This is a genomic window from Halomonas sp. McH1-25, assembly GCF_022348165.1.
Taxonomy (GTDB): Bacteria; Pseudomonadota; Gammaproteobacteria; order Pseudomonadales; family Halomonadaceae; genus Modicisalibacter.
Map to the genome: position 1 here is coordinate 1 of NZ_JAKRFI010000013.1, position 24,782 is coordinate 24,782.

Below are 24,782 nucleotides of genomic sequence, written 5' to 3' on the forward strand. Positions count from 1 at the left end.
CCGCTTCATGCTCGGCCAGAATGCCGATGATCTGCTCTTCCGTGAATCTCGCTCGTTTCATCGTCCGTCCTCCGGTTAGGTCGGACTCTAATCGACGATGGAGGAAAAATCTCGTGGCAGGTCACATCGAATTGACAGCACGCAGGCGCCTGGACGAGGATAGACAGCCGATGTGAGCGCACGGCCCTACCCGCCCACCAGGGTGAGTCAGAACGGCGAGGATGATCATAAGCGCCATGTTCTAGTCGGTACTCTTGGGCTGGTTCTTGTCGCAAGTAACGGCTGCCATTGTGCAGGGCTAAGACGGTGCGCACCCTGTCATGGACAGCCACACCACTTTGGAATCTTGTCAACTTATTCCATTAAAACCGACTTATCTGGAAATGATTCAGCCCATCCTTTTTTCAACGGGGCCACGAATACATTTTCAGTGCGCGTTCTGGTTATTTTCCAGCGTCCATCCGGCTCCTTGCGAAATGCATTATTCAAGCGCGATGAGCGCAGCAGCGATTTACCATCTGAAAATATCCACGGCTGGCAATGTATCCACTGCCCTTCTGCGATATCACCATTTACATGAATCTGTTCGGATGTCAAGTAATGCACATTGAAAAGTAATTCGGGATCCTGTTTTTCCCCCCAAAACTTTTCGAAATGATGTCGTATAGCTACTGCCCCTTCCAAGCGACCAAATTGGTTATCATAGTAGGAGCCGACTCCCTCCCAAATGGCATCCTCAGTATATAGATCCATGATGCAGTCAATCCGCTCAGCATCGCTTTTCAGTCCTGGCTTAGGAAGCGGAGTATCACACAAGAACATATAGTGTGCCTGTATACGTCGAATTTCCGCTTCTGCCTCAAGCACTTCAATGCGCTTGATAAGAGAATTAAGATCCGCAATAGAGATTTCCTTCATTTAATTTCTCCCCTTATGGCTATCTTTCCATTCTTCTCCTTGAATTTTCTGCTAATTATTTTCAAGGATAAGAAAAGATATGAATGCATACATCTTTTCTCAAACACGGCCTTTTAGGTGCTCAATAACACTGGTCAGCCCAGCCTTCACTGTGTCCATCTCATCTGGCTCCAGCCAATTTAACAGGCGGCTTTCATAATCATCTGCCATGGCCAGTAGCCGTTGTGATAAAGCCTGCCCTTCGTCGCTGAGCTCGGCTTCTTTAGTTGGTTTGATCCGTACTAGACCCCGCTCGCAAAGCCCACTCAACGTATCTTCAAAATGCTCCATAGGCTGAGCGACACGGCGAGCAAGAACCTCACAGTTCAGAGGGCCGCGATCCGCAAGTAAAGTTAGAATCCTCCAATCTTTGTCATTAACCCCCAAGCTGCTCAAGCGTGGATAGAAGTCGTTACAATAGGCTGATAAAGCTTGCCGCAGCAAGTAGAGAAGATGTTTTCCCAAACGGCCATCTGTAGCAACCTCTTCATCGACGGGAAGCATAATGGGGTGTGGCTCAGGCACTGCATAGCGGCCATTGTAGAAAACCAGAGCGTTATTTCCATCACGTAAGCTAAAGTCTAGTACTTCGCCTATGATGATAAGGTGGTCTCCACCTTCGTAAACGTTCCAGGTGCGGCACTCGAACTGGGCATTTGCCCCATCAATTTTTGCTGTACCGCCAATTCCTTCGCTCCATTCAGTGCTGGCGAACTTATCTTCACCTTTGCGCGCGAAGCGGTTGGATATATCTACTTGTCCGGTACCCAGCACGTTAACTATAAAGTATTCGGCTTTTCGGTAGGCCTCTAGACTATAAGCGCCCTTATCGATACTCCAAAGAATAAGGGGTGGATCCATAGATACTGAATTGAAACTGCTAGCGGTAACTCCGTAGTGCACTCCAGCTTCATCGCGAGCTGTGATGACCGTCACACCTGTCGCGAATTTTCCCAGTGCCCGCCGGAATTCTTTTGTATCTATACTCATCTTATTCGCCTCCGGCAAATGTAGTTTAAAAATTAACGGCCGAGCTTTTCACCTGTAACACCGCCAATGCCGTATTCGCTCTTAGGTATTTCACTAATAATTACACGAACGTTTTCTTTCGGTGCGTCTAGGGCACTCACAACAGCTTCGGTCACCTCGTGGATCAATGACTCTTTCTGAGTTTGAGTGCGTCCCGACATCATGTAAACATGAACAGTGGGCAAGGTAGCTACCTCTTAGATGTCGATAACCAAACGTGAGCTTTTCGCTCGCGAACAGCACACAGCGATTTGGTCGTTGTCTTCTTTTTCCTCATCGCTTAAGAACTGATCGCGATGGTCGGGTATCCCCTCCAGTACATCGCATATACAAGTTCCGCATACACCTTCCTCACAAGAGACATTTACTTTAACGCCGGCGGTTTTAAGCGCCTGTGCAATTGACATTCCTTCTTCTACTTGAACGACGACACCGCTTACTGCCGCCTCTACCTCAAAGGCAACACCGCTGGTATCCACTTCAGCTGTGAAGTACTCGGAGTGTACCCGTGACTTTGGCCATCCTACTTTGTCAGCTGAGCCAATAACCCAGTCCATGAAGCCTGCGGGGCCGCATACGTAAAGATGTGCATCTGAGGGTTGGGCGGCAAATAAGGATTCTGGATCTAATATCTGAGAGGTAGGGCCATCATCAAAATGCAGTACCAGTGCCTCACCAAACTGACTTTCCAGTTCATCGACGAACGCTGCCTTATCACGAGAGCGGCAACAATAGTGCAACTCAAAGGAGCACCCCGAAGCCTGCAGTGCATAAGCCATGGCAATCATTGGCGTAATGCCGATGCCACCGCCGACTAGCAGGCTATAACTTGCTGACTCAGCGAGAGGAAAGTGGTTACGTGGTGCCCCAACTTCGATCTCTACTCCCTCGTGTAGACGCTCATGAACTGCACGAGATCCACCTCGCGAGGCGGGGTCGAGTAATACACCCAAACGGTAGCGATGACATTTACCAGGCGCATTGCTTAGCGAGTACTGGCGCACCAGCCCCTCGCCAAGATGCATATCGATGTGTGCTCCCGCCTCGAAGGCGGGAAGTTCGACGCCTTCGGGATCACCCAGCTCGATTACCGCGATTTCATTGGTGTGGGCTTCGCGCCGCACGACCTTCAAGGTCAGAGTTTTATCTTGCATGATCATCTCCAGGTACTCAGCGCATATAGATGCCGCCATTGGCATCCCAGCAAGCACCGTTGACGAAGGCAGCCTGAGGGCTTGCCAGAAAAGCCACCATCTGTGCCACCAGTTCAGGAGCTCCCAGTTGACCGACCGGAATATTACTCAGTGCCTTTTCAAGGTTATCTCCGAGCACACTGCGTACCATGGGTGTGTCCAGCGGACCTGGAGCGATAGCATTGCAAGTCACCCCATCGGCTGCGAGATCACGGGCGAATATCTTGGTCAGGGTAAGAATTGCACCCTTTGAGGCCGCATAGTGGGCCCCGGTAGCCGTGCCACCATTCTGCCCAGCCAGGGAGGCTAGGTTCACCATCCGACCGTAGCCGCGTTCCTTGAAATGGCGTCCAAATGTTTGGCAACCCGCGAAGACGCCACCGGCATTGATAGCCATAATCTCATTGAAGAAACTGGGGTCGATATCAAACAGACCCTGAGCCGCGGTACGTGCAGCGTTATTGACCAGCACCTCGCAGCTCCCCCAGCGTTCAACTACCCTATCTAGTACTTGTTGGAAATCGTCAGGATTAGCCACATCCAGGGTGGCCGTGACTGCAGTTTCTCCTGAGAGGTCAAGTTCTGAAGCCAGTTTTTCGGCAGGCTCAGGATCAATATCGCTAATGACCACACGGAAGCCTGCGGAGTGGAGTGCACGCACGATGTGAACCCCGAGGCCACGCGCCCCACCGGTAACGACTGCAGTTTGAATTTTGTCAGGGAGTGGTGCAGACATCAGAATAAATAGCTGAACGAATTCAGCACTCCATCTGAATTGAGTAGACGAACCACCTTCTCCTGAATTTTGAAGCTGGAGTCGGTGGACTTAAGGGTGTAACGAACATTTGACGCCCAAAGTCTCTGGCGCCCAAATTTGTCTTCAACCAGATGCTGCCCGCACGAAACGATGACAGTATCGCCATCGACCGCGTCGATAACGAACCGCGACAAGGTACGTACGGTAATCGCCGGCGGTGCTGATGAGATGGAGAACCCTTCTTGGAATCGCTTGATCCGGTCACGACGCATCTTGTCATCGTCGTAACAGAGGTTCAGCACCTCCGCGTAGTCTTCAGCATCTTCAATGGGAAGGATATATATACCCTCCGGCTGCCAGAGATCGAGCCAAGCGTCGTACTCCCTCGCATCTAAAATTGCAGCTTCGTTCCAGATGAATTGTGTTACATGCCATAGCAGGCTGCCTGTATCGGTCTTATTCATATCGCTCACTCCTGCATCATTCTTTTCCACATGGCATAGGCCGCGCGCATCCCTGTTTCATCCGAAACATGTCCTCGTGGGCCGGCTTCACCAGGCACCTCCTGCCCCAAACCTCGATTGACTAGGATGGGCAGCTCTGGCCCACCGTCAGTGCCCCGTTGAATACGCTCCCAAACCTCGGCATCGTCGGGGGAGCCGAAGCCCATGGGACCTTGAAAATGCTCATGCAGGCGTAGACGCATGCGGTTGGCGGCTTCGGGCCCGCCCTCCATGCCCAGAGCGATATGTCGGATCTCTGTCTTATCGACCGCAGCGGGTGTTAGCACCCGGAAAAAGGCCATTGAGCACGCTACGTTCGGGAAGAGGTTGAGGTTGAAGCCTGATCCCCCCACCGCACGCACAATCCGTCGTACCTGCTCTTTGGGGTAGCCTTCGTCACGCAGTTCCTGAGCCAACTCCTCGAAACGCTCGGGTATCTTACGGTCTAGGTCTTCCTCAAGGTCAACCAGCTCGGGAATCATGACCATGACGGAGTGGCCGTTACCCAAATCCTCGACGAAACCCTCCCCATCGAGGAACGTGAAAGTCTCCTCTGCCTCGTCATCAAGGGACTGTAGGAAAGATTTATGGACAACCGGAAAGTGATAAGCGTCAGTGGTGTTCTCAAGCTGAACTTTCCAGTTCATCGGCACCGCGAACTGATGTTCACCAAGTGTCTTCACCGGGAAACCACCGCCCTGTTTCATGAATAGGTCGATCCACTTCTTGGCAGCGCCGAGAAAATCCTCAAGCGGCTCAATGTCTTCATTGAAGGTAGCGAAGACCATGCCTTGGTAACTTTCCGTGCGCAGCTTGAGCAACCCGTGCTGGGACTTGTCGAAATCATCCCCATACTGCTCAGGATGAGGCAGGGCGCGTAAGCTACCATCGAGCCCGTAGCCCCAACCGTGATACGGGCACTGGAAGGACGAGGTCTTACCCTTATGAATCTCGCACACCGTCGCAGCCCGATGGCGACAGCGGTTGACCATTACATGTATGTTAGCCTTGCGGTCACGCACCACGATGACCGGTTCAAGGCCCACTTTGGATAGCTTGAAGGATCCTTTATCCGGTATCTCACTTTCATGCGCTACCCAGACCCAAGTCCTGCGAAAAATCTTTTCCTGCTCTTTCTCGAACAGCTCCGGGCTGGTGTATAGCGGAGTCGCAACCGTTTCTTTGCTCACCAGTCTGTCTGGATCGAGGGTAATATTTTTGACGTTAATTAATTGGTTCATCTCGTTCTCCTCATGCCTTGGCCAGCGGATGCTGTTTTTATTCAGGTACCACCAGCTCCCGGCCGATGCGGGCCTCGACACGTGCGTATTTCCACAGCTTATAAGTACCATCACCCACTGGGGTGGAACGGAAGAAGTTGCAGGCCGCCACGACAGTATCGTAGTCAGGTACGTCAGCCATGATGTAAGCAGTCCAGGGTGCTGTGGTAGATGGACCGACCATGATGCGGTCATCATCCATGATTCCCAGGATGTTGACGCCGGGCAATTCATCGATGCCTTGCATCATCTGGCTGAATGCTTGCCAGACTTGCTTACCTTCATCAGCAGTAGCATTCATGAAGTTCTGGTTGATGCCGATGCAGAAAAGTACGCGATGCATATTTAAGTCCTTTAATCAAAATGAAAGGCTGAATTATAGATAGCCGGGGAGAGGATCATGCCCAAAGAACATGGCGCCAGCATTCTTCCAGGTAATCTCTCCCATGAAGGCGTGCTGTGTAACCAACATGGAGTCACGCACAATTCGTGACAGAGGGTGATTGTTATCGGCACCGCTCATGCCACTAACTTGATAGATGTTGCGAATGGCTTCGGCACATTCATGGGTAAGATGAGTACTAGAGAGGCGCAGCAAGTTGATCTGTTCACGGCTGGGTTCTTCGCCAGTCAGAATAGTAGCCCATACCGCCTCGGTACTATCAAAGAAGAAGGCGCGAGCTGCACGTACCCTGGCCTCGGCCTTTGCTAAAACAATCTGGGCATATTCTCGCTCACCAAGCAACGGTGCTCCGGTAACCGATTTACGTCCGGCAGCAGTAGCACGCACAATATCTAGTGCTTCCCGAGCTAACCCCAGTGTGGTTACCGCTAATACCTGCGTAGCGAAAGAAATCGAAGGATAGCGAAAGAAGGGGGAGTCAATATTGGACTGCCCTCCACGAACGAATGTCCATTCCTCCGGTACATAGGCATCCTTTATCACTAGGTCATGGCTACCCGTACCTACCATGCCCATCATATTCCAGGTCGGATCAATCTCGACCTGCTCACGGGGTAGCACTGCCATTCGCGGCAAGGCCCCTTCCTCATCGGGCAGGATCCCTACGCCGCATAGCGAGGCACCCATGCAACCGCTGGCGAATTTCCACCGGCCAGAGATACGAAAGCCCTTATCGACCCGGTCTGCGGTTTGAGGTGGAAAGATACCACCTGCAAAAACAATGTCAGGAGAATCCCGCCAGATTTCTTCGGTAGTCGCTTTGGGGAGCGCGGCCAGGTAGGCCGGGTTCATGCCGAAACTAGCAACCCAGCCAGCGGAGCCATCTGCCGCCGAGATCGCTTCTACCATCTTCAAGAACTCAGCGGGGGATCTCTCGTCACCACCATAGCAGGACGGCACCATGGCGCGATAAACCCCAATGGCCTTGAATTCATCAATGATGTCATCTGAGATACAGCGCTGGGCCTCGAACTCCTCACGGCGCTGTCGTATGGCTTGGAGTAGCGCATCGAAGCGCTCTTCGCCGCCCCATAGAGATTTATCGATCAGGCTATGCATATAATCGTTGCTCCTATTATTTTGTCAGGCACTCAAGCTGTGTTCCGATTCGCCAGAAAGTACGCAACTCGGCAGACCTCAGCGTCATCACCTCTCCGCCCGACAAGCTGTAGACCCACCGGGTTTCCTTGCTGTGGCGAGAGCGGTAGTGTCAGTGCGGGATGTCCCGAAAGATTGAAGGGCCGAGTAAACATTGAAATAGTCAGGTCCTGCTGCCCTGCTTCGGCTGCGGCTCGAGTCATTGGAAAATGCGGTAAGGTCGGTAACACCAGGACATCATGCCTTTCGAGCAAGCGATCCACTTCGGCCGAGAATGCCTTGCGTACTGCTTCAGCATCGTGTAATTCGGCTTCCCCAATGCTCCCTGCGGCACGAAGCCGTCGTTCAACATCTTTACCGAGACGGCCACTATCGAGCCATGTTTCGCAGGCCAAATAGGTTTCACGACTGATCACCGCCATAGCCGCTGAATAGGCATCATTCATTAGCGGCAGGATGCTTCTCGTCATAGCCATTTTCGTGGTGACGAGCTGTTCCTCAACTGCGGCAAGTACCGCTGGATCGGCATCAACTTCCAGCCATGCTACACGGGGCACATTCTGGGACTCACTTAGTACGAATGAGGGATCGACTGCAGCCATGAAGGCCACTAATTTATCCAGATCGGCGGCGATTGGTCCCACGCAATCGAGACTGCTGACGGCCGGCATAACACCACGCCGATCGAGACGTCCAAAGCTAGGCTTGAGTCCATAGACACCGCAGCAAGCCGCTGGCACACGAATTGAGCCACCTGTATCTGTGCCTATACCGATTTCAGCCAGTCCGGCTGCCACTGCTGCCGCCGAACCACTCGAGGAGCCACCCGTTATCAGCTCGGGAAAGCATGGATTGTCAGGTGTACCCGTCCAAGTATTGAGGCCAGTCATGCCAAAGGCCAGCTCATGCATATTGGCCTTGCCAACTAAACGGTAGCCGGCTGTCAGTGCTTGTTCGACGATGGCAGCATGACGCGCGGCTGGTAGTGCCTCTGCTAGAGCCGCTGATCCAGCACGAGTCGGATAGCCAGCGATATCTATGCAGTCCTTCACCACGACCCGCAGGGAGCCTGAGCCGATGTCAATGTTTTCGGTGAGGTAGGCCATACCTAGATCCTTAGTAGACTTTTCACATGAAACTTCAATTACCTGCTCGCACTAGGTTTTATGCGGGTTTGTTTTTGAAGCAGAACTAAGTGATCTCAGGGACAGCAGCAGGTGGCCCAAACATGGCGACCCGGAATGGCCCTTGCCGCGAAGATCACACGCTGCAGCATTCGGACCCGAGCCTTTAAGCTCTGAAAGCGTGACGCCTACGGATGGCGTAACTACCGTTCGCGTCAGCTTCACCATAGCATATTGATGAAATATCACATGAAATTTCAACAATGTGTATAAAGCGCTGCCAACCCTCTTGCAATCCCAAGCTTCGCTGCAGTTGGTCAGTGGTAATAACCTGACTTATTTTACAGGAATTTTCAAGTAAATTTACTTACTAACCGCTATCCCCGCCATTAGACTTTCGTCCTATCATTTGTAACCGAATGTACAGAGCGTCACTTCGTTTACTGGGGTTCACCAGCTTGCACCCGCTCTCTTACTGATCGGCTCCAATTGGCCATCAACGGCTACTTTACAACCACCAAAGGGTTCATCATGCCGACCAACCCCCATCCGCTCACACATAACCTCTTTATTAGTATACAAAGTGGTAGATACCATAATGGAGAGAGACGCGCCGTTTAAGAACGGCGCTGATACCTAGCCAATGATAATTTTGATTTACTCATTACTCTAACATTAACTGCCTCTAAGGAGTCTGATATTCTTTTATCATTTCATACATACGCTCGGCAAACCTCTTGGCAGGTAGCCCTTTATTTTCTGCCTCACTGAGTATAGCCCCATTGACCGTGGCGAGCTTTTCATCCCATTGCTCTTGCTCTTTATTACTCAGATTTATAATCTCAACTCCCTCTTCTTCTTGAGCCCATTCCATTGATTTGCTAATGTGCTCATCAAGGTATTCTCCAGTGAAGGAAGCCATTTGAGGCCCTAAATCGTTGATAACCTCCTGTACATCTTCGGGTAGGCTCTCCCATTTTTCACGGGTCATAAGAGCCGCAAAAAGGGTATTAGTTAGAGGGTAGTCAGTTACGTATCCGATCATGCGAGCGAACTGCATATCCATCAATACCTCACGAGACGCTGCATACCCATCAATCACTCCCGACTGTAGTGCCTCGCTTGTTTCTGCTTGTGACATACCAACAGCTGACGCCCCCAGAGCCTCAAGCGCACGAGAATTACCACCAGAGATACGAATATCGAGTCCTTCTAGATCCTTAGTGGTGCGCACTGGATCGAGAGTCTGTATATAGGCAGGTTCCGAGGTAAATGCTGTAACTACCTTAAAGCCTTCGAAGCCAGGCATTTCATCCTCAAACTCTTGGGTCAAGCGAAAGGCTACCTGACTTGCAACTGTTGAGTTGACTCCCTGGCCCGTCAGGTTACCAGCCAAGTTGAAAAGTGGGAATCGTCCAGGCTCATAGGATGTCGCTGATAATCCTATATCTGCAACACCACTCAGCACACCATCGTACATATTCTGAGCCGTCAGCAATGAACCACCTGGAAACAGCGCTACCTCCACGCGCCCCTCAGTGCGCTTATTAACTTCGTTAGCCCAGCGCTTCATCTGCACCGCAGGAAAGCTATCAGCCGGTGCAAAAAAAGCGTAGCTTAAGGTAATAGGCTCTACCGGCACTTTCTCTTGCGCCCACGCCTCATTTTTCTCCCCACTGAAGCTAGATAAAAGAGACAAACTTGCAACGATAACAGATAATCCTATTGTATTATTCATGGATTCTCCTAAACCAAATATTTTTTAATATAGATCTTTTTCTGTACTCTCAGACCAAACTATAAAGTAGCTGGCATGAGCCGTGATATCCTCAACCTCTCGATAAACGCATCGGAGCGCCGCTTCCTATGCTCTTCCAAATCGATTCCTTTATACTCAAAAAAACCGCGACCATCTCGAAACCCTCTTTTCTGCAGCCTCATGTTTTCTTGGACTACATCAGGCGCCTTAAATCGCTCGCCTAGCATCTCGCTGAGATAGTCGGATGCATAATAAAGAGTATCTCCACCGCCCCAGTCTATAAATTCTAGAACACCTAGTACTGAATACCTTAATCCAAAACCGATACGTGTCGCAGTATCAATGTCCTCAGCGCTGGCCACGCCCTCTTCTACCATGCGTGCCGCTTCATTCATGATTAGCACTTGTAGCCGAGGCACAATATAGCCCGGCGAGGCGTTACAAAGAACCGGAACTTTTCCTATTTCTTGGAGAAATTTGAATAGAAAGTCTATAAAATGCTGCTGAGTATTTTCACCCTTGCTTACCTCAACCAAGGGCATTAGATAGGCTGGATTGAGCCAATGCGCGTTCATAAAGCGTTCAGGGTAACTCACCATCTCTGATAACTCTGTTACCAGAAAGGTCGACGTGGTCGATGCAATGACTACATCTGAATAGAAGTGTTCGCTAGCCCAAGCTAAGCATTTTCGCTTAATTTCTTTAACTTCTGGCACTGCCTCGAAAGCCAGCTTAATATCATTATATCGTCCATTTACTATATTGGCGTCAACTATCTGCAACCGAGAAACTATTTCATTGCTCATCCCTTCTCGGATATTAGACCTGCTTTCAAGATAGCGCAACTCTGCTAATAGTCGATTTTTAATCTCCAAATAATACGTATCTCGCTCCTCCTCCCCTCGTGACTTAAAATCGAACATTACAACGTCTTGTCCGGATAATATAAAAGAGAGGGCAATGCCTTCCCCCATGCGACCAGAGCCTAAAATTGCAATTCGCTTATTCATATTTACTCCTATGCAGAGGTCAGCATATTCATGCACTGGCTCCATAAAATAATAGATTTTGCATTTGATCTCGGGAAAGTTTGGCTAGGCCCAAATTATCTAGCGTCCGTCCCTCAGCATACAGATCACGCCCTGTAATAGCAGATGCCATACTCAGCAAGCCCTCAGCCACTGGAGTTGGCTGTCCAGCCCAGCGCCCAACCGAAACTATGAAGGATAGCCCTAACCGCGTATCTTCCAGCATGTATCTATGGGTTAATAAGTCAATTTTTTCCCGCCAGTCGCCACTATCAGTAAGCTTTCCATGAGCACCTCGCCCGTACATCCATTCCTCCCCCTCTTCTGCATAATGATTTTTTAGAGGGAAATGCGAAGGACCATAACCCAGAGCTTTACGAACTGCGATACGTTCATTATCCAAAGCGGTTGTCACACTACGAATCGAGCGCTGTGTTCCCTCATTATGTATATCCCATGATTCAAAATGCTCAAGCGGACCAGCATTCATCATAATCAGCGGAGGATGAATGACAGGGCCGGCATTCATCAGTGCTGCACTCAATCCATCTTCGATCGGCTCAACGCTCGGATAGGCTTCTTGCAGAATGTTGATTGCTTGGTCCGTTAGCTCCTTTGGAAATACTCCGGTGGGTAGGCGTGTAGCATAGACACTGATAACAACTTTATTCGGCCCATGCTTACGGGCTAAGTATGGTAGAGTTCCTGTCTCGCAAAACGCTACCTTGCTCTGATTACCAGAATCACGCATAGCTTTATGAAAGACATAGCAGCCAAAGGTACCAGGCGGCAAGAACACTACTTGCCCATCTTTAAACAATGGCGATAAGTCTTTAGCTAGGCTCTCGTGTGAAGTGGAAGGTAGAGGTATAATTATCAATTCAGCATGGGCAACTGCGTCTTCTAGACTGTTTGACAATGCTAACTTCCCTTGGCCTTCGCCAATAGCAATATGTCGCTCCCCTTTTGCATCTTTTACATTAATATTTCCTAGCTCGGCCAACTCACTGATTGCTGAAGCATCTCGCCTCCATAGGACTACTTCTGCTCCCTTCTCTACCATTTCTACCGCTGCGGCATAACAACCATGGCCACCACCGATCACACTAATCTTCATTTTTACTCCAGTTCGTCTTGGCAATCTTACGATCAAAATAGCATTCAGCTGCACCGGGTTGCTATCACTCAAACGAAGCCTTCATTCAAAATGCGCAAGCTACTTGACTCCACTTCCTAAATCTGATGTCTGGTTTCGCCTAGGGTCTCTGGCCCTGCTCTAGGCAACTTGGTCCACCGGAAATATCGGATTCCCACTAAGTTTACTCCGTCAGTTTTTGCTGAAGTGCATGAAGACATTCAACGAGGGTAACTGGATCTCCTGCCGGAAAGTGACGGCAGACGCAGCCAGCGACGTGGAACGAGGCGCCTTGGATCTGTACGGGTATTCTCGACTGCATCCCGGCTGCACCACCTTCGTACGGTCTTGGGGTTGATAACGTAGCGTCGGAGTAATATCGCGGCATACTCCGTCGATCGCTCTATCTCTTAGAGGGCGGCGTGCGTGGTCGTGGCGCATTTATAAAGAAGCCAAGCCTTGACTCCTCTCCTCCCTTCTCGCTTCGAGGAGCAGGAAGAGAATTCCTGGGCGCCCACCCGCGAAGAGGGCAAACGGGCACCATGGCTGGCTGGGTGACCATCTGAAAGCGGCTACGCTGGCGTCCTGAGCTTCTTCCACCACAACAAGATCATAATTGCCCATCGGATTGAGGGTAATTCGCCGGTCAATCTCGAGGAGATTCACGGTCACGGGCATAGCCTGTGTCCATAGCTTGATCACGGCCTGAAACGTCAGAGGTGCCGTGCCTGGCGCACTGTTGCACTGGGAGAACCAGACATCGCAGGCCACGGCCAGAATATGCCGGGTTTCACTGGGATGGTTGATCCAGTCAGGCTCGTTTGGTCGCCACCGTTGTGGGGAGATTGGAGGGCCCGGGATAACGGTTGTCACTCTCGTAGAAGTGCGCCAGCACGCGCTTGACCTATGAACGTCGGCAATGACCTGTGAAGGTGCCGGCGGCGGGCCGGGCATGCGGAAATATCAGGTGGTGCGGTGGGTCTGAAACGATAAAACCGCCCTGGTTAGGCGGTTCTGCGTGCAGGGCTATTGGTGGCAGCCCCGCATGGTCCTTGGGACCAGCGTGTCGGCATGAGTAAGGTTATGCCTAATTTTTCGTCCTATCAAGCTTTCGCTTGATGCGGGACCAGTCGCGGCCGCAATTATTTACCGACAGACTGCTTTGTTAAAGCGGTGCCGCCCCGTTACCCTATGTTTATCGACGGCCTTGAGAGGCCCGTGCAGGCAGCTTAGAAATCCAAGCTGGTGATGCCGCGCGTCGGTGAGCGGTTCACTGCCGTGCAGGCAGCTTAGCAAGATGCGCTCATGAGGATGGCATGACGCACCACAACCGCTGGCAAACCCCTTGCCGAATCATGGTCGGCGCCGTCGCCCCGCAACTCGACCAGCCCCGCAGCGCCAGCATGACGAACCACGAAGACCCTGGGCTCATCGGAGCAGAGACTCAATGCACTGCCACGATGCCGATGCCATCGCGGGTGATTTCCGTGATCGGGAAGCGCGACATGCCTCGCACTTTTAGTGCGGGAAGGATAGCGCGGGGCACGAAGCGCCCTTCAATGTGAGCGGCTCTGCTGCTCGATGTATTGGCGAACCACGGAGATCGCACTGAAGATCCTGCCTCTGTACTTGGTAACAAACACCAAGTGCACGTGGAGCATGAAAACGCAGTGCCTGCCGGTTCTATAAGGTTGTCTAGTATCCATAGACCAAGCATACTCGAAGCCATGAAACAGACAAAGACTCTTAAAGTTCGAGTAAAGGACAAGCACGTCGCCCAACTTAACCGTATGGCGCGCAGCGTGAACTTCGTCTGGAACTACATCAACGAGCTGAGCTCTCGATCGATCCGGGAGCGCGGGGTTTCCTCTCGGCCTACGACATCCAGAAATACACCAATGGTGTTGCCAAGGATCTAGGCCTGCACAGCCACACGGTGCAATGCGTAGGCAAGGAATACGCCACCCGCCGCAAGCAGTTCAAAAAGTCGCGCCTGGCATGGCGGAAATCTCGGGGCGCGCGCCGTTCCCTTGGCTGGATTCCGGTTAACACAGGTGCCGCCAAGTGAAAGAACGGGCAAGTGTTCCACAACGGCAGCTACTTCAAGGTCTGGGGCAGCCGCGGACTGAGCCAATACAAGTTCCGGTCGGCCAGCTTCAACGAGGATGCTCGGGGTCGGTGGTACATCAACGTAGCGGTGGAGGTGGAGGCCCAGCCGTCCGCTGGCCAAGGCGCAATCGGTATCGACTTGGGCCTGAAGGACGTGGCGACCTGCTCCAACGGTGAGAAGCTGGAGAATGGTCGCTTCTACCACAATCTCGTAGACAAGCTGGCCACCGCCCAGAGGGCTCGCAACAAGCGCCGGGGGAAGGCGATCCACGCCAAGATCAAGAATCGGCGCAAGGACGCACTGCACAAATTCTCTCGTCGGCTGGTGAATCAGCACGGCGAAATCTATGTGGGCGATGCCAGCCCCACGAAACTCGCGAAGCCCCGCATGGCCAAGTCGGTGCTGGACGCTGGCTGGGGCCAACTCAAGACGATGCTGGAATGCAAGTGCGATCACGCAGGCATCGTCTTTCGAGAGGTTCGCGAGGCCTACACCAGCCGTACCTGTTCGTCGTGCGGCTCGCTTAGCGGGCCACAGGGCGTAAATGGGCTACGAGTAAGAGGCTGGGAATGCGCGGAGTGTGGTGCACTCCACGACCGGGACGTGAACGCAGCCCGGAATATCCTCAGTCTCGGGGCAGGACGTTGCCCTCAAGCAGTTGGAATCTCCGTCCTTTAGGGCGGAGAGGACGTCAATCCGATTGGCAGGAAGCTGTAATTCTCAACCATGTCGACGGTGAACGCCTCCGGCTGCGGATCGATACTGAAAAAGTCCTGAGGATAAGGATAGAAGGTATTGGTACGGCTTGAGGTCATGGGTGTCATCTCGGCAAACCTTCCGACATTGGTTGAATACAGCCATCCTATCCAACCCGAGGAAAAGGCCGAAAGATGCCGGTCAAATCGTTATGTACCCGGGGTGGCTGTGCCGGGAAGACTGAGTGTCGCGCCAGCCTGCAGGGGCAGCGACTCGACTGGGTTCTTCGCCTGGAGAATCTCCAGCGGGATGCCGAGAGCCTCACTGATTGTGGCCAGGGTATCGCCCTGCTGAATCTCGTAACGTGCAGGGGCCTTCGCCGCTGCTGCCACGGTTGCTGGCGCGACGACTGGCAAACCGCCTGCCCTGGCCTGTTGGGCGAGCCATGTGCCGGCTGGCGCGTGTCTGTCGAAGTGAGCGATGAGGCCGTCCCGAATAGCCTCCGCGAGCTTCGCCTGATGGGCAGGGTCCTTCAGCCGGCGCTCTTCGTCGGCATTGGTGATAAACCCCGTTTCGACCAGCAGCGAGGGAATATCGGGGGACTTGAGCACCACGAACCCCGCCTGCTCGACACGCGGCTTGTGCAAGCGATTGACCTTGCCCACGGCCGCCAGCATTCGGTCACCGGCAGAAATCGAGTCGTTGAGCGTGACACCCATCGCCAGATCGAGCAGGACCGAGCGCAACATGGGGTCGGCTTCCGCCAAGGCAATATGCTCATCCTCTCCGCCAAGTAACGAACTTTCCTGCCGCGTCAGCCACCGTGCCGTTTCCGAGCTGGCGCCTGAGGTCGACAAGGCGTAGATCGAGCTGCCCTGGGCGCTATGGCGCTTAGCCGCATCGGCATGCACCGACACGAAGAAATCAGCGGAAAGATCCCGAGCGAGCCGGGTCCGGTCGCGCAGGCTGAGGAAGGTATCATCCTTGCGTGTCAGCTCGCCCTCGAAGCCTGGCGTCTCGTCCAGAAGCCTATCCACTCGCTTGGCGATCGCCAGCACGATATCCTTCTCATAGGTGCCCTTGGCCCCGATTGCGCCTGGGTCCTTGCCACCATGCCCGGCATCGACCACAACGATGATGTCACGTCCCGTTGCTGCGGGAGCGCTCGGCAATAGAGAGGCCGCTTTGGTGGTATTGCCTGCATTTCCTGGATCGGAAAATGATAGGTCGATCACCAGCCGATCGGGTTGCCCCTGGTGAGGCGCCAGCAGGAAATGCTTATGCCGCACAGGTCCGTTGAGATCCAGCACCAGACGGGTCATGTCGCGGTGCTCACCAGAGCGAACAGCAGTGATCGGAGAGCGCGACAGGTCAAGGCGGTCGGTCAGGCCTTGAACAGCAGTCGCCCCGGGCAAGTCCACTACCAGCCGGCGAGGATTCGACAGCTCGAAGAGGGTTGGCGTTACCGGCCCCGTCAGCTCCAGCACCAGCCTCGTCTTGCCAGCGTCAGTCCATGCTCGTGCCTGGGCGATGCCCGCAGCATGAGTGGCTGAGGAAAAGGTGGCCAGAGCCAGTAAGGCGATAATAATCGGCCTTAAGCGCATGGTGAAGGTTCCCTGCTGAGCGCCCTGCGTCGGTCGCTATCTGTTTGTTTCGCATCGCTCGGCGGCAATATCGATGTACTAAACAGAATACCATTTTAGGTGACGTTATCGCTGGGAACCGACGCCGTAGGGCCAATGCTAGCCAGGACAGAAATGAGAAAGCAGAATGGCTGAGCTGCTTTCAAGGTTTTGAAAAGCACTTTAACTCGCGGTTGAAGGTCATAGGCTGAGCCCCATTGCTAGGAGATACTGTGAGCAATGCGCCTTATAACATCGATTCGCCATCCATTCCGCAAGGCGGGTCAAAAGTGCCATGCCAACCAACTAGGACAAGCTCAAATGTGTCTGTAAAGTATCTTGCGCCGCTTGGAATTCTTACCACCACCCCAGCATAAGCAACAACATGCCCCCTGCTGCTTGATGTTCTATAGCCTCTCCCCAAAAATTACTACTAGGTCGCAGGCCTGAATCGTCCGATGCTGCCCAGAGTGATTCCTCGTCTTGTAGCGCTCCGCCGTCTGTATACACTGGATAGCTGATTACACTGTCAGGCAGGAGCGCCACGTTCTATCAGGTACTGCTTGAAGACCTTGCCTGCTGCACACTTATCCAGAAAATCGAGGGCGCCCGGGAGCAATGTGGCATCGGTCAGCCCTTCCTGAGCTTGGATATCCCGAGCAATACCACTGGCCAAGGGAAGGGATGGGCCCTCCTCATCGTCGATTTCGGCAATGTGATGCCCCGAGGCTACCACTAGCTCGGCAATGGCTGGCGCAGTATCGCTGCCCCATCCTTTCTATGGATTACGCAGGGCAATTCGCCGACTTTTCTATGGACCCTGCGGCGCACTTTTCTTGAATGGCCAGTTATCAGTGTCTTTAGAGACCTCGTGTATAGATTAACGGCGCAGTTTCCCCGGGGGTCGGGGGTCGGGGGTCGGGGGTCGGGGGTCCGCTACAGCAATGACCAAATCCAAGGGCAAGTGCAGAAGTTCCACGACGCAACTTGAAGCCTGCTGCCCCGCTGGCGCCAGCCCGAAGACCATGATTTATGGATTCCGCGGAGCTGAGATCGCGAGCCGACCCGATACAGCCGTTTAAGTGTGCAGGAAACCGTCATGATTCGCCCGCTCTCGCTCTCACCCGGTTGGCTCGTCAAGCGTCAGTGCATGAACAGCTCATCGAGGGAGTTGGCGGTCAGGATTGCAGCTGACCAGTCTTCCAGCTGCTCGGGGGTCGCTTGCTCCAAGCGCTGCTCAGCCCACTCAGGCAGGTCACTGAACTTGAGGTTGATCTGTTTGCGCAGAATCCGTTGTGCCTCTTCCTGACGACCTTCCTGACGGCCTTCCAACCGTTCTTTCTTGACCAGATTCTCTAAATTCTCTGCCAACATATCTTTGTCCTCCACCAGGCTTTCGAGCCGTTCCAGGTTGACCCCGGCCCCCAGCCGATTCAAATGGCGCTTGAGCCACCGCGTGATGATCCGGTCGGTGCGCTCCTTGTTCGGATCAGCCTGGATGATCGCCACCACGCGGTCCACGGCGAGCTGCAGGGCTTCCCAACTCTCACCAGCGTTCTCGACGCTGAACACGCCGCTCAGCGGGGTCTGGCGCAAGCCCAAGTCCGCATCAGTATAACGCCCTTCATCGACCAGGTAGTAGCGCAGATGTGGCTGATAGACCTGCAGGAAGCCTGGCAGTTCCGGCTGTACCATCTCATAGATATCCAGCGGGGCCGTCCAAGGCTTCGAGCCGTTGTAGAGTACCACCGAAAACACCGGCGGCAGGCCTTGGCCGGGGGTGATGACCTTCTGCTTGAGCAATTCGTTGTAGAAACAGGCAACATAGTGCATCAGCCGAATCGGCATGGTACGATCCACCGAGGATTGGAATTCCAGCAGGATGTACAGAAATACCCGCTGGGTCACACCTTCCCAAGTCACTTCTACCGACCACACCACGTCCTCGATCTTCTCCTCGAACAGCGGGGTAATGTAGTGGCCGCTATGATTCTTGAGCGTCGAGAAGTCCATCAGTCCGGCGATATCGGGTGGCGCAAAACCTTCGATTAGCTGCTGAACGAACTCGGGGTAGCTGAACAGCTCCTTGTAGCCGGTATCGTGGTGGTTACTGACCATGTGGCGCCCCTGACGATTGGAGGCAGTCAGGATATCATGCCGCTTCTTTTAGTCGTCAGCCAGGCCATGGCCCCTTTCGATCAGGTCTTTGGTTCGATTGCTCAGCGACCGCGCTCAGGTGACAAGGCCCCCCAGGCCCGCGACATCGACCAGGCCAAGGCCATTGCCGCGCAATGGAAGGAGTGACCCGATGACCCATCCTGTGACGTTCAGCCATTACGATACCGCTGACTATCTACAGACCGAGGAAAACATTGCCGCCTACCTCGAGGCGGTGATGGAGGAAAACGACTCCGCGCTCCTCGCTGCTGCCCTGGGCGATGTTGCCCGCGCACGCAACATGAGCCAGCTCGCCAAGGAGGTGGGCATGAGTCGTGAGGGGCTCTACAAGGCGCTGTCCGGCGAGGGCAACCCGGCCTTTTCCACCATCAGCAAGGTCGCCAATGCCCTGGGGCTACGCCTGACGATTGAACCCCTGTCGCGGCCGGACGCTCACAGCTGAACCGCTGAAGCCCGCCACAGCGTTGACAGATATATAGAGGCCGCTCCACTCGGAGTGGCCTTTGTGATCCGCCCTGCCCTGACGATCTCCCCGCACGTACACGTCCCGGTCGTTGGCAGGCGTTCCACGGGCATTGATGCCTCCCTCGCTCCGCATTCAGCAGCATTTATCCCCACATTCCGAACGGACGCACCCAGCCAATCTGCCCCACTAATGCACGCCCCGCGGTCGCATGGGCATACTCATGACGATATATAAGTAATCCAATACGTTAGGCTAGCCATGACAATTCTCGATGAGATCAAGCCAACCCGGCGGCAGCGATTGTATGACCTAGTGCGCGACGCAGGCATTGATGTCAGCCACTGGGAAACCACCAAGGGAAACTCCAGTAGCGCAGCGTCCAATCCCAAGTATTGCTACAACTGGTCTTTTGTTCGCGACGATGTCGTCGTGCTCAACCTCTGGCATCAGGAGATGGAGGAAACAGAGGGTGTCGTCCGGTGTGCGTTGAATCCGAGAGAGACGGCCCGACAAGACACATGCGTCAGGGTGGCTCGCGCCCAGCAAATGGACCTCGCCCTCCGCCAGGCCAAGATGGCTCACCTTCCTATCCGAGTCATTATCAACGCTGGTGCACGAAAGAAAGCGTCAGGCAACACATCTCAAGTCAAGCACCGGCTGCTCGACTCTGTCGAGTGGAGCGTTGAATCATACGATACGCTGACGGGACACTGTACGCTGGCCCGTGGAAAGCCCCAGCCCGTTTTCATCGATCAGTTCACCGCCTGGGCAGAAGGATTCGAGTCTCCGAAGAAAAAGACGGTGACGACCGAAGTGACTGAACGCTGCTCAAAGGTTCGACGGCAAGTGTTGGAGCGAGCAAACGGATACTGCGAGTACTGCAAGTCTCCCGGCCTTAACACGCCTACTGGCCAAATCTTTCTCGAGACCCACCATGTGATTCCGCTCTCAGAAGGCGGTCCTGATAAACCGGATAACGTCGTGGCCCTGTGCCCGAACCATCATCGTGAGGCCCACCATGGCGCTACGCAAGATTCCATCCGCCAGCAGCTGCTTGCACACCTGAAAACGATTGCCTAGATCGTCCAGCATAGTGCCAGAAAGGAAAAACACATGTCCTCATCCAGTCCGCTGACTCCACTTAACTTGGGGGAAGCAACCGACCATTGTCATCGCACCATTGAGGCTATTTGGACCATGCCGCCCTTCTGGCTGGAGCATACCACGACTATTTTCAATGGCTGTTTCCGATTCCCGAGGCGGGACCCTTCAATGGCTTTGCTCCCTTGCTGGGCGAGGAAGAGCGTGCCAGCTTCGCCGCTTCTGATGAACTGCGCGAGCGTAAGCGCAAGTCATTGGATGTGATGCTGGCCTTCTTAGGGATGATCCGGAGCGCAGAGGCCGCCGAGCCACTGCCAAGTCTCAACATGCGCGCCCACAGCGTACGTGCCGTCTTATTGGCCATTGACAACCACCGTCACGTTGACGAAACGGCGCCGGTCCAAGTTCATCGCTATTTAAGTGGCTCCTTGCCGTTCATGAGCACCGAGCGAGTACCATGAAACAATAGCGTACGCAGATAGGTATCCCCGCGCTTGCTGTTGCCCTGCAGTCTCACTCGACCGCCGGTGCCGGTCTGTCACGCTATCAGTCCCAGCCAGGCGACAAATGCCCTGCCGGATTTGAAGGCCATCGCATTCCCAATCGTGGTGATCGCGGCCGTAGAGAATATTGGGCTAGGGAGGTGTCCAACTCGACCTCCACGGCCTTGGCGCAACAACTCATGCAACGGATCAGAGGTCTCGGACTCTGGCTGTGACAGGGCTCGGAGGGTAAATTCGGTCATGGCGTATCCATTCATGCTGATTGGATCTTGGTCGTGAATAATCAACAGGATACGTCGCCCTTCCTACCTCCTCCCGTACTCAAGAATCATCATAACTCACTTGTTGGCCGCGAGGCGGCTCAACAGCAGTAACGAGGCGGCGTAATAGTCGATATCACTGGGAAGCGTATCAGGTATGTCGTCCGTGTTACCTTGAAGCAGTGAACGTATAGCCAGCACGCCAGCAATTACCTCGCCCAATGTTCAATAATCCGACCAGCTATGGTGAGTTCGGCTATGACATGCGAAAAGCGTTCTAATCCTTCGAAAGCGGTCTCTCGATTAAAGTCAATCGGCCTAATGGTTCCTATAGGCTGACTTTCGGCAGCGCGGATTGCCTGATTGCGTAGATTTGAAAAATTGTTGTGAAACTCCCTAGAAGAAAGTGTCATTTCAAGAGGATAACAGAGCTGAGAAATTAGTCCTTTCTGGATCGTGAGGTGGCGCCACAGGCTAGGAACAATACCACTGCAAGATGCTGGCCCCGCTAGTGTCAAGCGTAAGATTAGCTCAAGGTCTGCCTGTGTAACATCAGAAAAACTAGGAAGAGATGGAAGCTTTCTTAGCTTTCTTTCCTTTAGCTTCACCGCAGGTGGAGTGTAAGAGGTTTTATACGATCCGGGTAGCGCGCATACCCCTTCCATTAACAGCAGCACACGGGCAAGGTTAGCTACATTATTTCTATTGTAGGCATTAAGAATCGCCCATGAATCATTGCTAAGAGTTAGGGAAGTATCCAACGACATGGCTTTGGCAGTCATCACTGCTGCTAAATTTGCTTGCTCTTCAATGTCGTGCTCAAGCAGGGAACTGTCGTTTATACTTAAGAAATCCCAGGCCCAGTGAGCCGCACCGTCTATAGTTGCCAAATGGCGCCATATGTAATTTACTAAAGGAGATCCGGTTTCTAATCTTATTGCTTCATAAAGTTCAGCAACTTCGTGAGTAGCTTCATCCTCGGGGATTTCGGGTAAAGTTTGTATCATATCCAAACTCCTGTAGAGCAAGAAAGCAAATTCTATAAATCATCTTTACAGCCAGACCAATTCTGCCCTAGCCCTGAGATTAACAAAACTCTCATTACTTCCTTCCGAAATCCTCTCCAGATTCAACGTTTTCCTTTACAAATACTTCCTTGGCTATCTTAAAACTATCAATCGCAGCAGGCACACCGCAGTAGATAGCAGTTTGTAGGAATACTTCGCGTATTTCCTCCATGGTCACACCGTTATTTATAGCTCCTCTAACGTGTAGTCTTATTTCGCTCGGACGGTTAAGCGCTGTGAGCATTGCCAAATTTATAAGGCTCCGTGACTTGTGTGATAAGATATCATCCCGTCCCCAAATTTCTCCCCAGCAGTACTCAGTCACCAGTTCCTGTATCGGGCGAGAAAAATCATCTGCTTCCTCAAGAGATCGGTCAACGTACTCTTTGCCTAGCACTGCGCTTCGGATTTTTAGGCCTTTGTCGTATAGATTTTTGTTCATAAATTGACCTTTTCGGTTATTTTCCTCGTGAGCACAACTAGTATGGCCTATGACTACGCCGGTAGCAGAAAGCGATCCTGCTTTGAAGCTATTAAATTTTCTGAATCCAGAAAAAATTGTTTTGTATGCTCCGCTTCAAGATGAGCTTTGAATGATTCTCTGGTGGAGTAAATTTCATAGAGAAGAAAGCTCTGATGGTCCTCTCCCTCAACTAAGACATCGAAGTGCAGGCAGCCTTTCTCGCATGCCAAGCTCCTTTCAGCCTGGATTTTCAGTAATTTACGTAGATCTTCTCCTACTCCTGAATGAGATCGAACCTCAACAAGAACGATAAACATAACTACCTCCATCTATATTATTCTAATTGGTATAACTAGCTTACCAAAAGAAGCTAAATTTTTCCATGTCATTGTGTGAGGCTCAGCTTTTGCCGCCACGCAAAGTACATAAACGTGAATGTTTCATCTCGCAGGTGGCCGGTTCCTGCCGCTGATTGCCTACGCTGTCGCTCAGATACTTTAGTGCCCCCCGCCCTGATACTGTTTGTGGCTGCTCGCTCGCACGTTACAAGGACGGCCCTGTGAGCATTCTCCGCGAGACTGCGGCCTACGGTTTCGCCTAACGATAACTGGTCCAGTAGTGCCTCAGGAGATCGATAAAGCGGATACCGCATGTTGTTCCTTTCTTCATGAAACGAGACGGCTCGGTCTCTACCTCTGGACAAAGCTGTGGTAACACGTCCTCCCCGGGTGGCGAAGGCCTGTCTGATAAGGCTAGCGAAACCACTGCTACTAAAGTCACGTTGTAGAAACTGGTGTGATAGGTGTATAGGTGCTATAAGTTTGTTGTGCTCACAATAAAGATCTATGAGCCAATTCGATAAAAAACTTTAAAAACAATACAGCGGAGAACAAGCATGCAGCTCTTTACAGCAGAAAACAAAGCAAGCTTCCAAGTATCCTCCAGCCCCCTTAGCATTGCTATCTTGGGCATGTTAACTGTCGGGGGGAGTGCCTCTGCCTTTGCCCAGGACAAGATTAACCTAAGTATTGCGCATGTGGGAACGAATCCAAGCCATCATTTCCATTATGGCTTTGATCAGTTCGCCAAAATTCTTAACGATTCATGTGATAACCAATTTAATGTAGTAATTCATCAAGGCACTATGGGCGGGCAACGTGAAAGCATCGAGCTAGTCCAGGAGGGTGTCTTAGATATGACGAGTTCATCACTCTCTGTGCTCGGTAACTTTGGAGGATCCACGGGCGTCTTTGACCTACCGTATCTCTTCGCCGATCGCGAACAAGCTTATCGCGCTCTAGACAGCAAGATTGGCAAAGAGGTGGCGGAGCCTTTAAAAGACTCAGGGCTCCGCCTCATTTCTTATTGGGAAAATGGCTTTCGAAACGTTACAAACAACCGCGGCCCTATCGAAACACCTAACGATTTAAAAGACCTAAGCATACGAGTACCAGAGTCAAACGTTTATGTGGAAACGTTTGAAGCTCTAGGGGCTAACCCAACTACTATTTCTTTTAGTGAGGTTTTTTCTGCATTACAGCAGGGTGTAATAGATGCGCAGGAGAACCCATACGGTAATATTTGGGACGCAAACCTTTACGAAGTTCAAGACTACCTATCAGAGACACAACATGTCTATGCAGGCAATGGTGTTGTGATTAACAATGACAGGTTCATGTCGTTAGATAAAGACATACAAAAATGTATTATCGATGCTGCATCCCAGGCTAAGGACCTCCAGCGCAAATATGTACAGGACCAAGAAAGCGAGCTGCGCAGCAAACTCATAGAACAGGGCATGAAAATAAATAAAGTCAAGGACATCAATACCTTCATTGAGAAAGCCGAGGGCGCTTACGAGGCCAGTTTCTACGAAACTTACGGAAAAGACCTGATTGAACGTATTCGTGCGGTAGCACGCGGCGAAGCCTGACCGAACGAGACTTGGGCGTGTAGCTACTCGACACGCCCTAGCCTCATCACCCTATCT

24 protein-coding genes and 1 pseudogene are annotated in these 24,782 nt (G+C 52.5%); 6 read left to right on the forward strand and 19 right to left on the reverse strand.

Translation table 11 applies throughout. The features are described from left to right. Positions 1-354 precede the first annotated feature (354 nt). The 13 genes from MHM84_RS20810 to MHM84_RS20870 form a co-directional block, all read right to left on the reverse strand. On the reverse strand, positions 355-918 hold the full coding sequence (locus tag MHM84_RS20810) for a nuclear transport factor 2 family protein (RefSeq protein WP_239268891.1): 564 nt from the start codon (positions 916-918) through the stop codon (positions 355-357). A gap of 99 nt (positions 919-1,017) precedes the next feature. Then, positions 1,018-1,947: a flavin reductase gene (locus tag MHM84_RS20815; protein ID WP_239268893.1), complete on the reverse strand. Its 930-nt coding sequence runs from the start codon at positions 1,945-1,947 to the stop codon at positions 1,018-1,020. A gap of 32 nt (positions 1,948-1,979) precedes the next feature. Then, positions 1,980-2,171, reverse strand: a complete 192-nt coding sequence (locus MHM84_RS20820; RefSeq protein ID WP_239268895.1) for a 2-hydroxymuconate tautomerase — start codon at positions 2,169-2,171, stop codon at positions 1,980-1,982. 12 nt (positions 2,172-2,183) lie between these two features. Continuing rightward, a complete protein-coding gene (locus tag MHM84_RS20825) occupies positions 2,184-3,140 on the reverse strand; it encodes a PDR/VanB family oxidoreductase (protein ID WP_239268897.1) in 957 nt (318 codons plus the stop codon). A gap of 16 nt (positions 3,141-3,156) precedes the next feature. Beyond that, entirely contained in the window at positions 3,157-3,915 is a 759-nt protein-coding gene (locus MHM84_RS20830) for an SDR family oxidoreductase (protein WP_239268899.1), read from the reverse strand. Further along, complete coding sequence (locus MHM84_RS20835) at positions 3,915-4,400, reverse strand: aromatic-ring-hydroxylating dioxygenase subunit beta (protein WP_239268901.1); 486 nt, start codon at positions 4,398-4,400, stop codon at positions 3,915-3,917. The genes MHM84_RS20830 and MHM84_RS20835 overlap by 1 nt, the downstream gene beginning before the upstream one ends. Positions 4,401-4,405: 5 nt before the next feature. Then, positions 4,406-5,680: an aromatic ring-hydroxylating dioxygenase subunit alpha gene (locus MHM84_RS20840; RefSeq protein ID WP_239268903.1), complete on the reverse strand. Its 1,275-nt coding sequence runs from the start codon at positions 5,678-5,680 to the stop codon at positions 4,406-4,408. A 37-nt stretch (positions 5,681-5,717) separates the two neighbouring features. Beyond that, positions 5,718-6,062 (reverse strand): IacB protein, encoded by a 345-nt coding sequence (locus MHM84_RS20845; RefSeq protein WP_239268905.1) that lies wholly within the window; start codon positions 6,060-6,062, stop codon positions 5,718-5,720. Between the two features lie 33 nt (positions 6,063-6,095). Then, positions 6,096-7,241 (reverse strand): acyl-CoA dehydrogenase family protein, encoded by a 1,146-nt coding sequence (locus MHM84_RS20850; protein WP_239268907.1) that lies wholly within the window; start codon positions 7,239-7,241, stop codon positions 6,096-6,098. 32 nt (positions 7,242-7,273) lie between these two features. Beyond that, positions 7,274-8,386, reverse strand: coding sequence for an amidase (locus tag MHM84_RS20855; RefSeq protein WP_239268909.1), 1,113 nt, complete (start codon positions 8,384-8,386; stop codon positions 7,274-7,276). A 703-nt stretch (positions 8,387-9,089) separates the two neighbouring features. After that, positions 9,090-10,142, reverse strand: coding sequence for a TRAP transporter substrate-binding protein (locus tag MHM84_RS20860; RefSeq protein ID WP_239268911.1), 1,053 nt, complete (start codon positions 10,140-10,142; stop codon positions 9,090-9,092). 59 nt (positions 10,143-10,201) lie between these two features. Next, positions 10,202-11,173, reverse strand: coding sequence for a 3-hydroxybutyryl-CoA dehydrogenase (locus MHM84_RS20865; RefSeq protein ID WP_239268913.1), 972 nt, complete (start codon positions 11,171-11,173; stop codon positions 10,202-10,204). 28 nt (positions 11,174-11,201) lie between these two features. After that, complete coding sequence (locus MHM84_RS20870) at positions 11,202-12,308, reverse strand: NAD/NADP-dependent octopine/nopaline dehydrogenase family protein (protein WP_239268915.1); 1,107 nt, start codon at positions 12,306-12,308, stop codon at positions 11,202-11,204. A gap of 2,098 nt (positions 12,309-14,406) precedes the next feature. Here MHM84_RS20870 and MHM84_RS20875 point away from each other — a divergent pair. Beyond that, positions 14,407-15,114, forward strand: coding sequence for a transposase (locus MHM84_RS20875; protein ID WP_239268917.1), 708 nt, complete (start codon positions 14,407-14,409; stop codon positions 15,112-15,114). A 227-nt stretch (positions 15,115-15,341) separates the two neighbouring features. On the opposite strand, the gene MHM84_RS20880 is transcribed toward MHM84_RS20875, so the two are convergent. Then, on the reverse strand, positions 15,342-16,736 hold the full coding sequence (locus MHM84_RS20880; RefSeq protein WP_239268919.1) for an N-acetylmuramoyl-L-alanine amidase: 1,395 nt from the start codon (positions 16,734-16,736) through the stop codon (positions 15,342-15,344). Between the two features lie 1,161 nt (positions 16,737-17,897). Continuing rightward, the gene (locus MHM84_RS20885) at positions 17,898-18,872 is read right to left on the reverse strand and encodes an Rpn family recombination-promoting nuclease/putative transposase (protein ID WP_239268921.1); all 975 of its coding nucleotides are present in this window, start codon (positions 18,870-18,872) and stop codon (positions 17,898-17,900) included. 36 nt (positions 18,873-18,908) lie between these two features. Here MHM84_RS20885 and MHM84_RS20890 point away from each other — a divergent pair, with 36 nt between their 5' ends. The 4 genes from MHM84_RS20890 (at position 18,909) to MHM84_RS20905 (ending at position 20,960) form a co-directional block, all read left to right on the forward strand. Then, entirely contained in the window at positions 18,909-19,058 is a 150-nt protein-coding gene (locus MHM84_RS20890; RefSeq protein WP_239268923.1) for a hypothetical protein, read from the forward strand. Between the two features lie 4 nt (positions 19,059-19,062). Next, positions 19,063-19,374 carry an addiction module antidote protein gene (locus MHM84_RS20895; protein ID WP_239268925.1) on the forward strand — a complete coding sequence of 104 codons (312 nt, stop codon included), beginning with the start codon at positions 19,063-19,065 and terminating at the stop codon, positions 19,372-19,374. A 282-nt stretch (positions 19,375-19,656) separates the two neighbouring features. Continuing rightward, complete coding sequence (locus MHM84_RS20900; RefSeq protein WP_239268927.1) at positions 19,657-20,478, forward strand: HNH endonuclease signature motif containing protein; 822 nt, start codon at positions 19,657-19,659, stop codon at positions 20,476-20,478. Between the two features lie 110 nt (positions 20,479-20,588). Beyond that, positions 20,589-20,960 carry an opioid growth factor receptor-related protein gene (locus MHM84_RS20905; RefSeq protein ID WP_239268929.1) on the forward strand — a complete coding sequence of 124 codons (372 nt, stop codon included), beginning with the start codon at positions 20,589-20,591 and terminating at the stop codon, positions 20,958-20,960. Here the strand turns inward: MHM84_RS20905 and MHM84_RS20910 are convergent. The 4 genes and pseudogenes from MHM84_RS20910 to MHM84_RS20925 form a co-directional block, all read right to left on the reverse strand. Beyond that, positions 20,921-21,130, reverse strand: a pseudogene (locus tag MHM84_RS20910) (transposase); the annotation flags it as partial. The gene MHM84_RS20905 and the pseudogene MHM84_RS20910 overlap by 40 nt on opposite strands. Positions 21,131-21,471: 341 nt before the next feature. Next, positions 21,472-22,269 carry a hypothetical protein gene (locus tag MHM84_RS20915; protein WP_239268931.1) on the reverse strand — a complete coding sequence of 266 codons (798 nt, stop codon included), beginning with the start codon at positions 22,267-22,269 and terminating at the stop codon, positions 21,472-21,474. Between the two features lie 94 nt (positions 22,270-22,363). Continuing rightward, complete coding sequence (locus MHM84_RS20920; protein WP_239268933.1) at positions 22,364-22,771, reverse strand: carboxymuconolactone decarboxylase family protein; 408 nt, start codon at positions 22,769-22,771, stop codon at positions 22,364-22,366. Between the two features lie 53 nt (positions 22,772-22,824). Continuing rightward, the gene (locus MHM84_RS20925; RefSeq protein WP_239268935.1) at positions 22,825-23,109 is read right to left on the reverse strand and encodes a putative quinol monooxygenase; all 285 of its coding nucleotides are present in this window, start codon (positions 23,107-23,109) and stop codon (positions 22,825-22,827) included. Between the two features lie 578 nt (positions 23,110-23,687). Here MHM84_RS20925 and MHM84_RS20930 point away from each other — a divergent pair. After that, the gene (locus MHM84_RS20930) at positions 23,688-24,725 is read left to right on the forward strand and encodes a TRAP transporter substrate-binding protein (protein ID WP_239268937.1); all 1,038 of its coding nucleotides are present in this window, start codon (positions 23,688-23,690) and stop codon (positions 24,723-24,725) included. Positions 24,726-24,782 lie beyond the last annotated feature (57 nt).

Coding starts and splice junctions, on each gene's coding strand:
- MHM84_RS20815 (WP_239268893.1), bottom strand. CDS start 1,947: ATGAGTATAGATACAAAAGAATTCCGGCGGGCACTGGGAAAATTCGCG.
- MHM84_RS20915 (WP_239268931.1), bottom strand. CDS start 22,269: ATGATACAAACTTTACCCGAAATCCCCGAGGATGAAGCTACTCACGAA.
- MHM84_RS20840 (WP_239268903.1), bottom strand. CDS start 5,680: ATGAACCAATTAATTAACGTCAAAAATATTACCCTCGATCCAGACAGA.
- MHM84_RS20855 (WP_239268909.1), bottom strand. CDS start 8,386: ATGGCCTACCTCACCGAAAACATTGACATCGGCTCAGGCTCCCTGCGG.
- MHM84_RS20925 (WP_239268935.1), bottom strand. CDS start 23,109: ATGTTTATCGTTCTTGTTGAGGTTCGATCTCATTCAGGAGTAGGAGAA.
- MHM84_RS20825 (WP_239268897.1), bottom strand. CDS start 3,140: ATGCAAGATAAAACTCTGACCTTGAAGGTCGTGCGGCGCGAAGCCCAC.
- MHM84_RS20865 (WP_239268913.1), bottom strand. CDS start 11,173: ATGAATAAGCGAATTGCAATTTTAGGCTCTGGTCGCATGGGGGAAGGC.
- MHM84_RS20880 (WP_239268919.1), bottom strand. CDS start 16,736: ATGCGCTTAAGGCCGATTATTATCGCCTTACTGGCTCTGGCCACCTTT.
- MHM84_RS20835 (WP_239268901.1), bottom strand. CDS start 4,400: ATGAATAAGACCGATACAGGCAGCCTGCTATGGCATGTAACACAATTC.
- MHM84_RS20920 (WP_239268933.1), bottom strand. CDS start 22,771: ATGAACAAAAATCTATACGACAAAGGCCTAAAAATCCGAAGCGCAGTG.
- MHM84_RS20845 (WP_239268905.1), bottom strand. CDS start 6,062: ATGCATCGCGTACTTTTCTGCATCGGCATCAACCAGAACTTCATGAAT.
- MHM84_RS20850 (WP_239268907.1), bottom strand. CDS start 7,241: ATGCATAGCCTGATCGATAAATCTCTATGGGGCGGCGAAGAGCGCTTC.
- MHM84_RS20900 (WP_239268927.1), top strand. CDS start 19,657: ATGACAATTCTCGATGAGATCAAGCCAACCCGGCGGCAGCGATTGTAT.
- MHM84_RS20870 (WP_239268915.1), bottom strand. CDS start 12,308: ATGAAGATTAGTGTGATCGGTGGTGGCCATGGTTGTTATGCCGCAGCG.
- MHM84_RS20895 (WP_239268925.1), top strand. CDS start 19,063: ATGACCCATCCTGTGACGTTCAGCCATTACGATACCGCTGACTATCTA.
- MHM84_RS20890 (WP_239268923.1), top strand. CDS start 18,909: ATGCCGCTTCTTTTAGTCGTCAGCCAGGCCATGGCCCCTTTCGATCAG.
- MHM84_RS20885 (WP_239268921.1), bottom strand. CDS start 18,872: ATGGTCAGTAACCACCACGATACCGGCTACAAGGAGCTGTTCAGCTAC.
- MHM84_RS20860 (WP_239268911.1), bottom strand. CDS start 10,142: ATGAATAATACAATAGGATTATCTGTTATCGTTGCAAGTTTGTCTCTT.
- MHM84_RS20830 (WP_239268899.1), bottom strand. CDS start 3,915: ATGTCTGCACCACTCCCTGACAAAATTCAAACTGCAGTCGTTACCGGT.
- MHM84_RS20810 (WP_239268891.1), bottom strand. CDS start 918: ATGAAGGAAATCTCTATTGCGGATCTTAATTCTCTTATCAAGCGCATT.
- MHM84_RS20930 (WP_239268937.1), top strand. CDS start 23,688: ATGCAGCTCTTTACAGCAGAAAACAAAGCAAGCTTCCAAGTATCCTCC.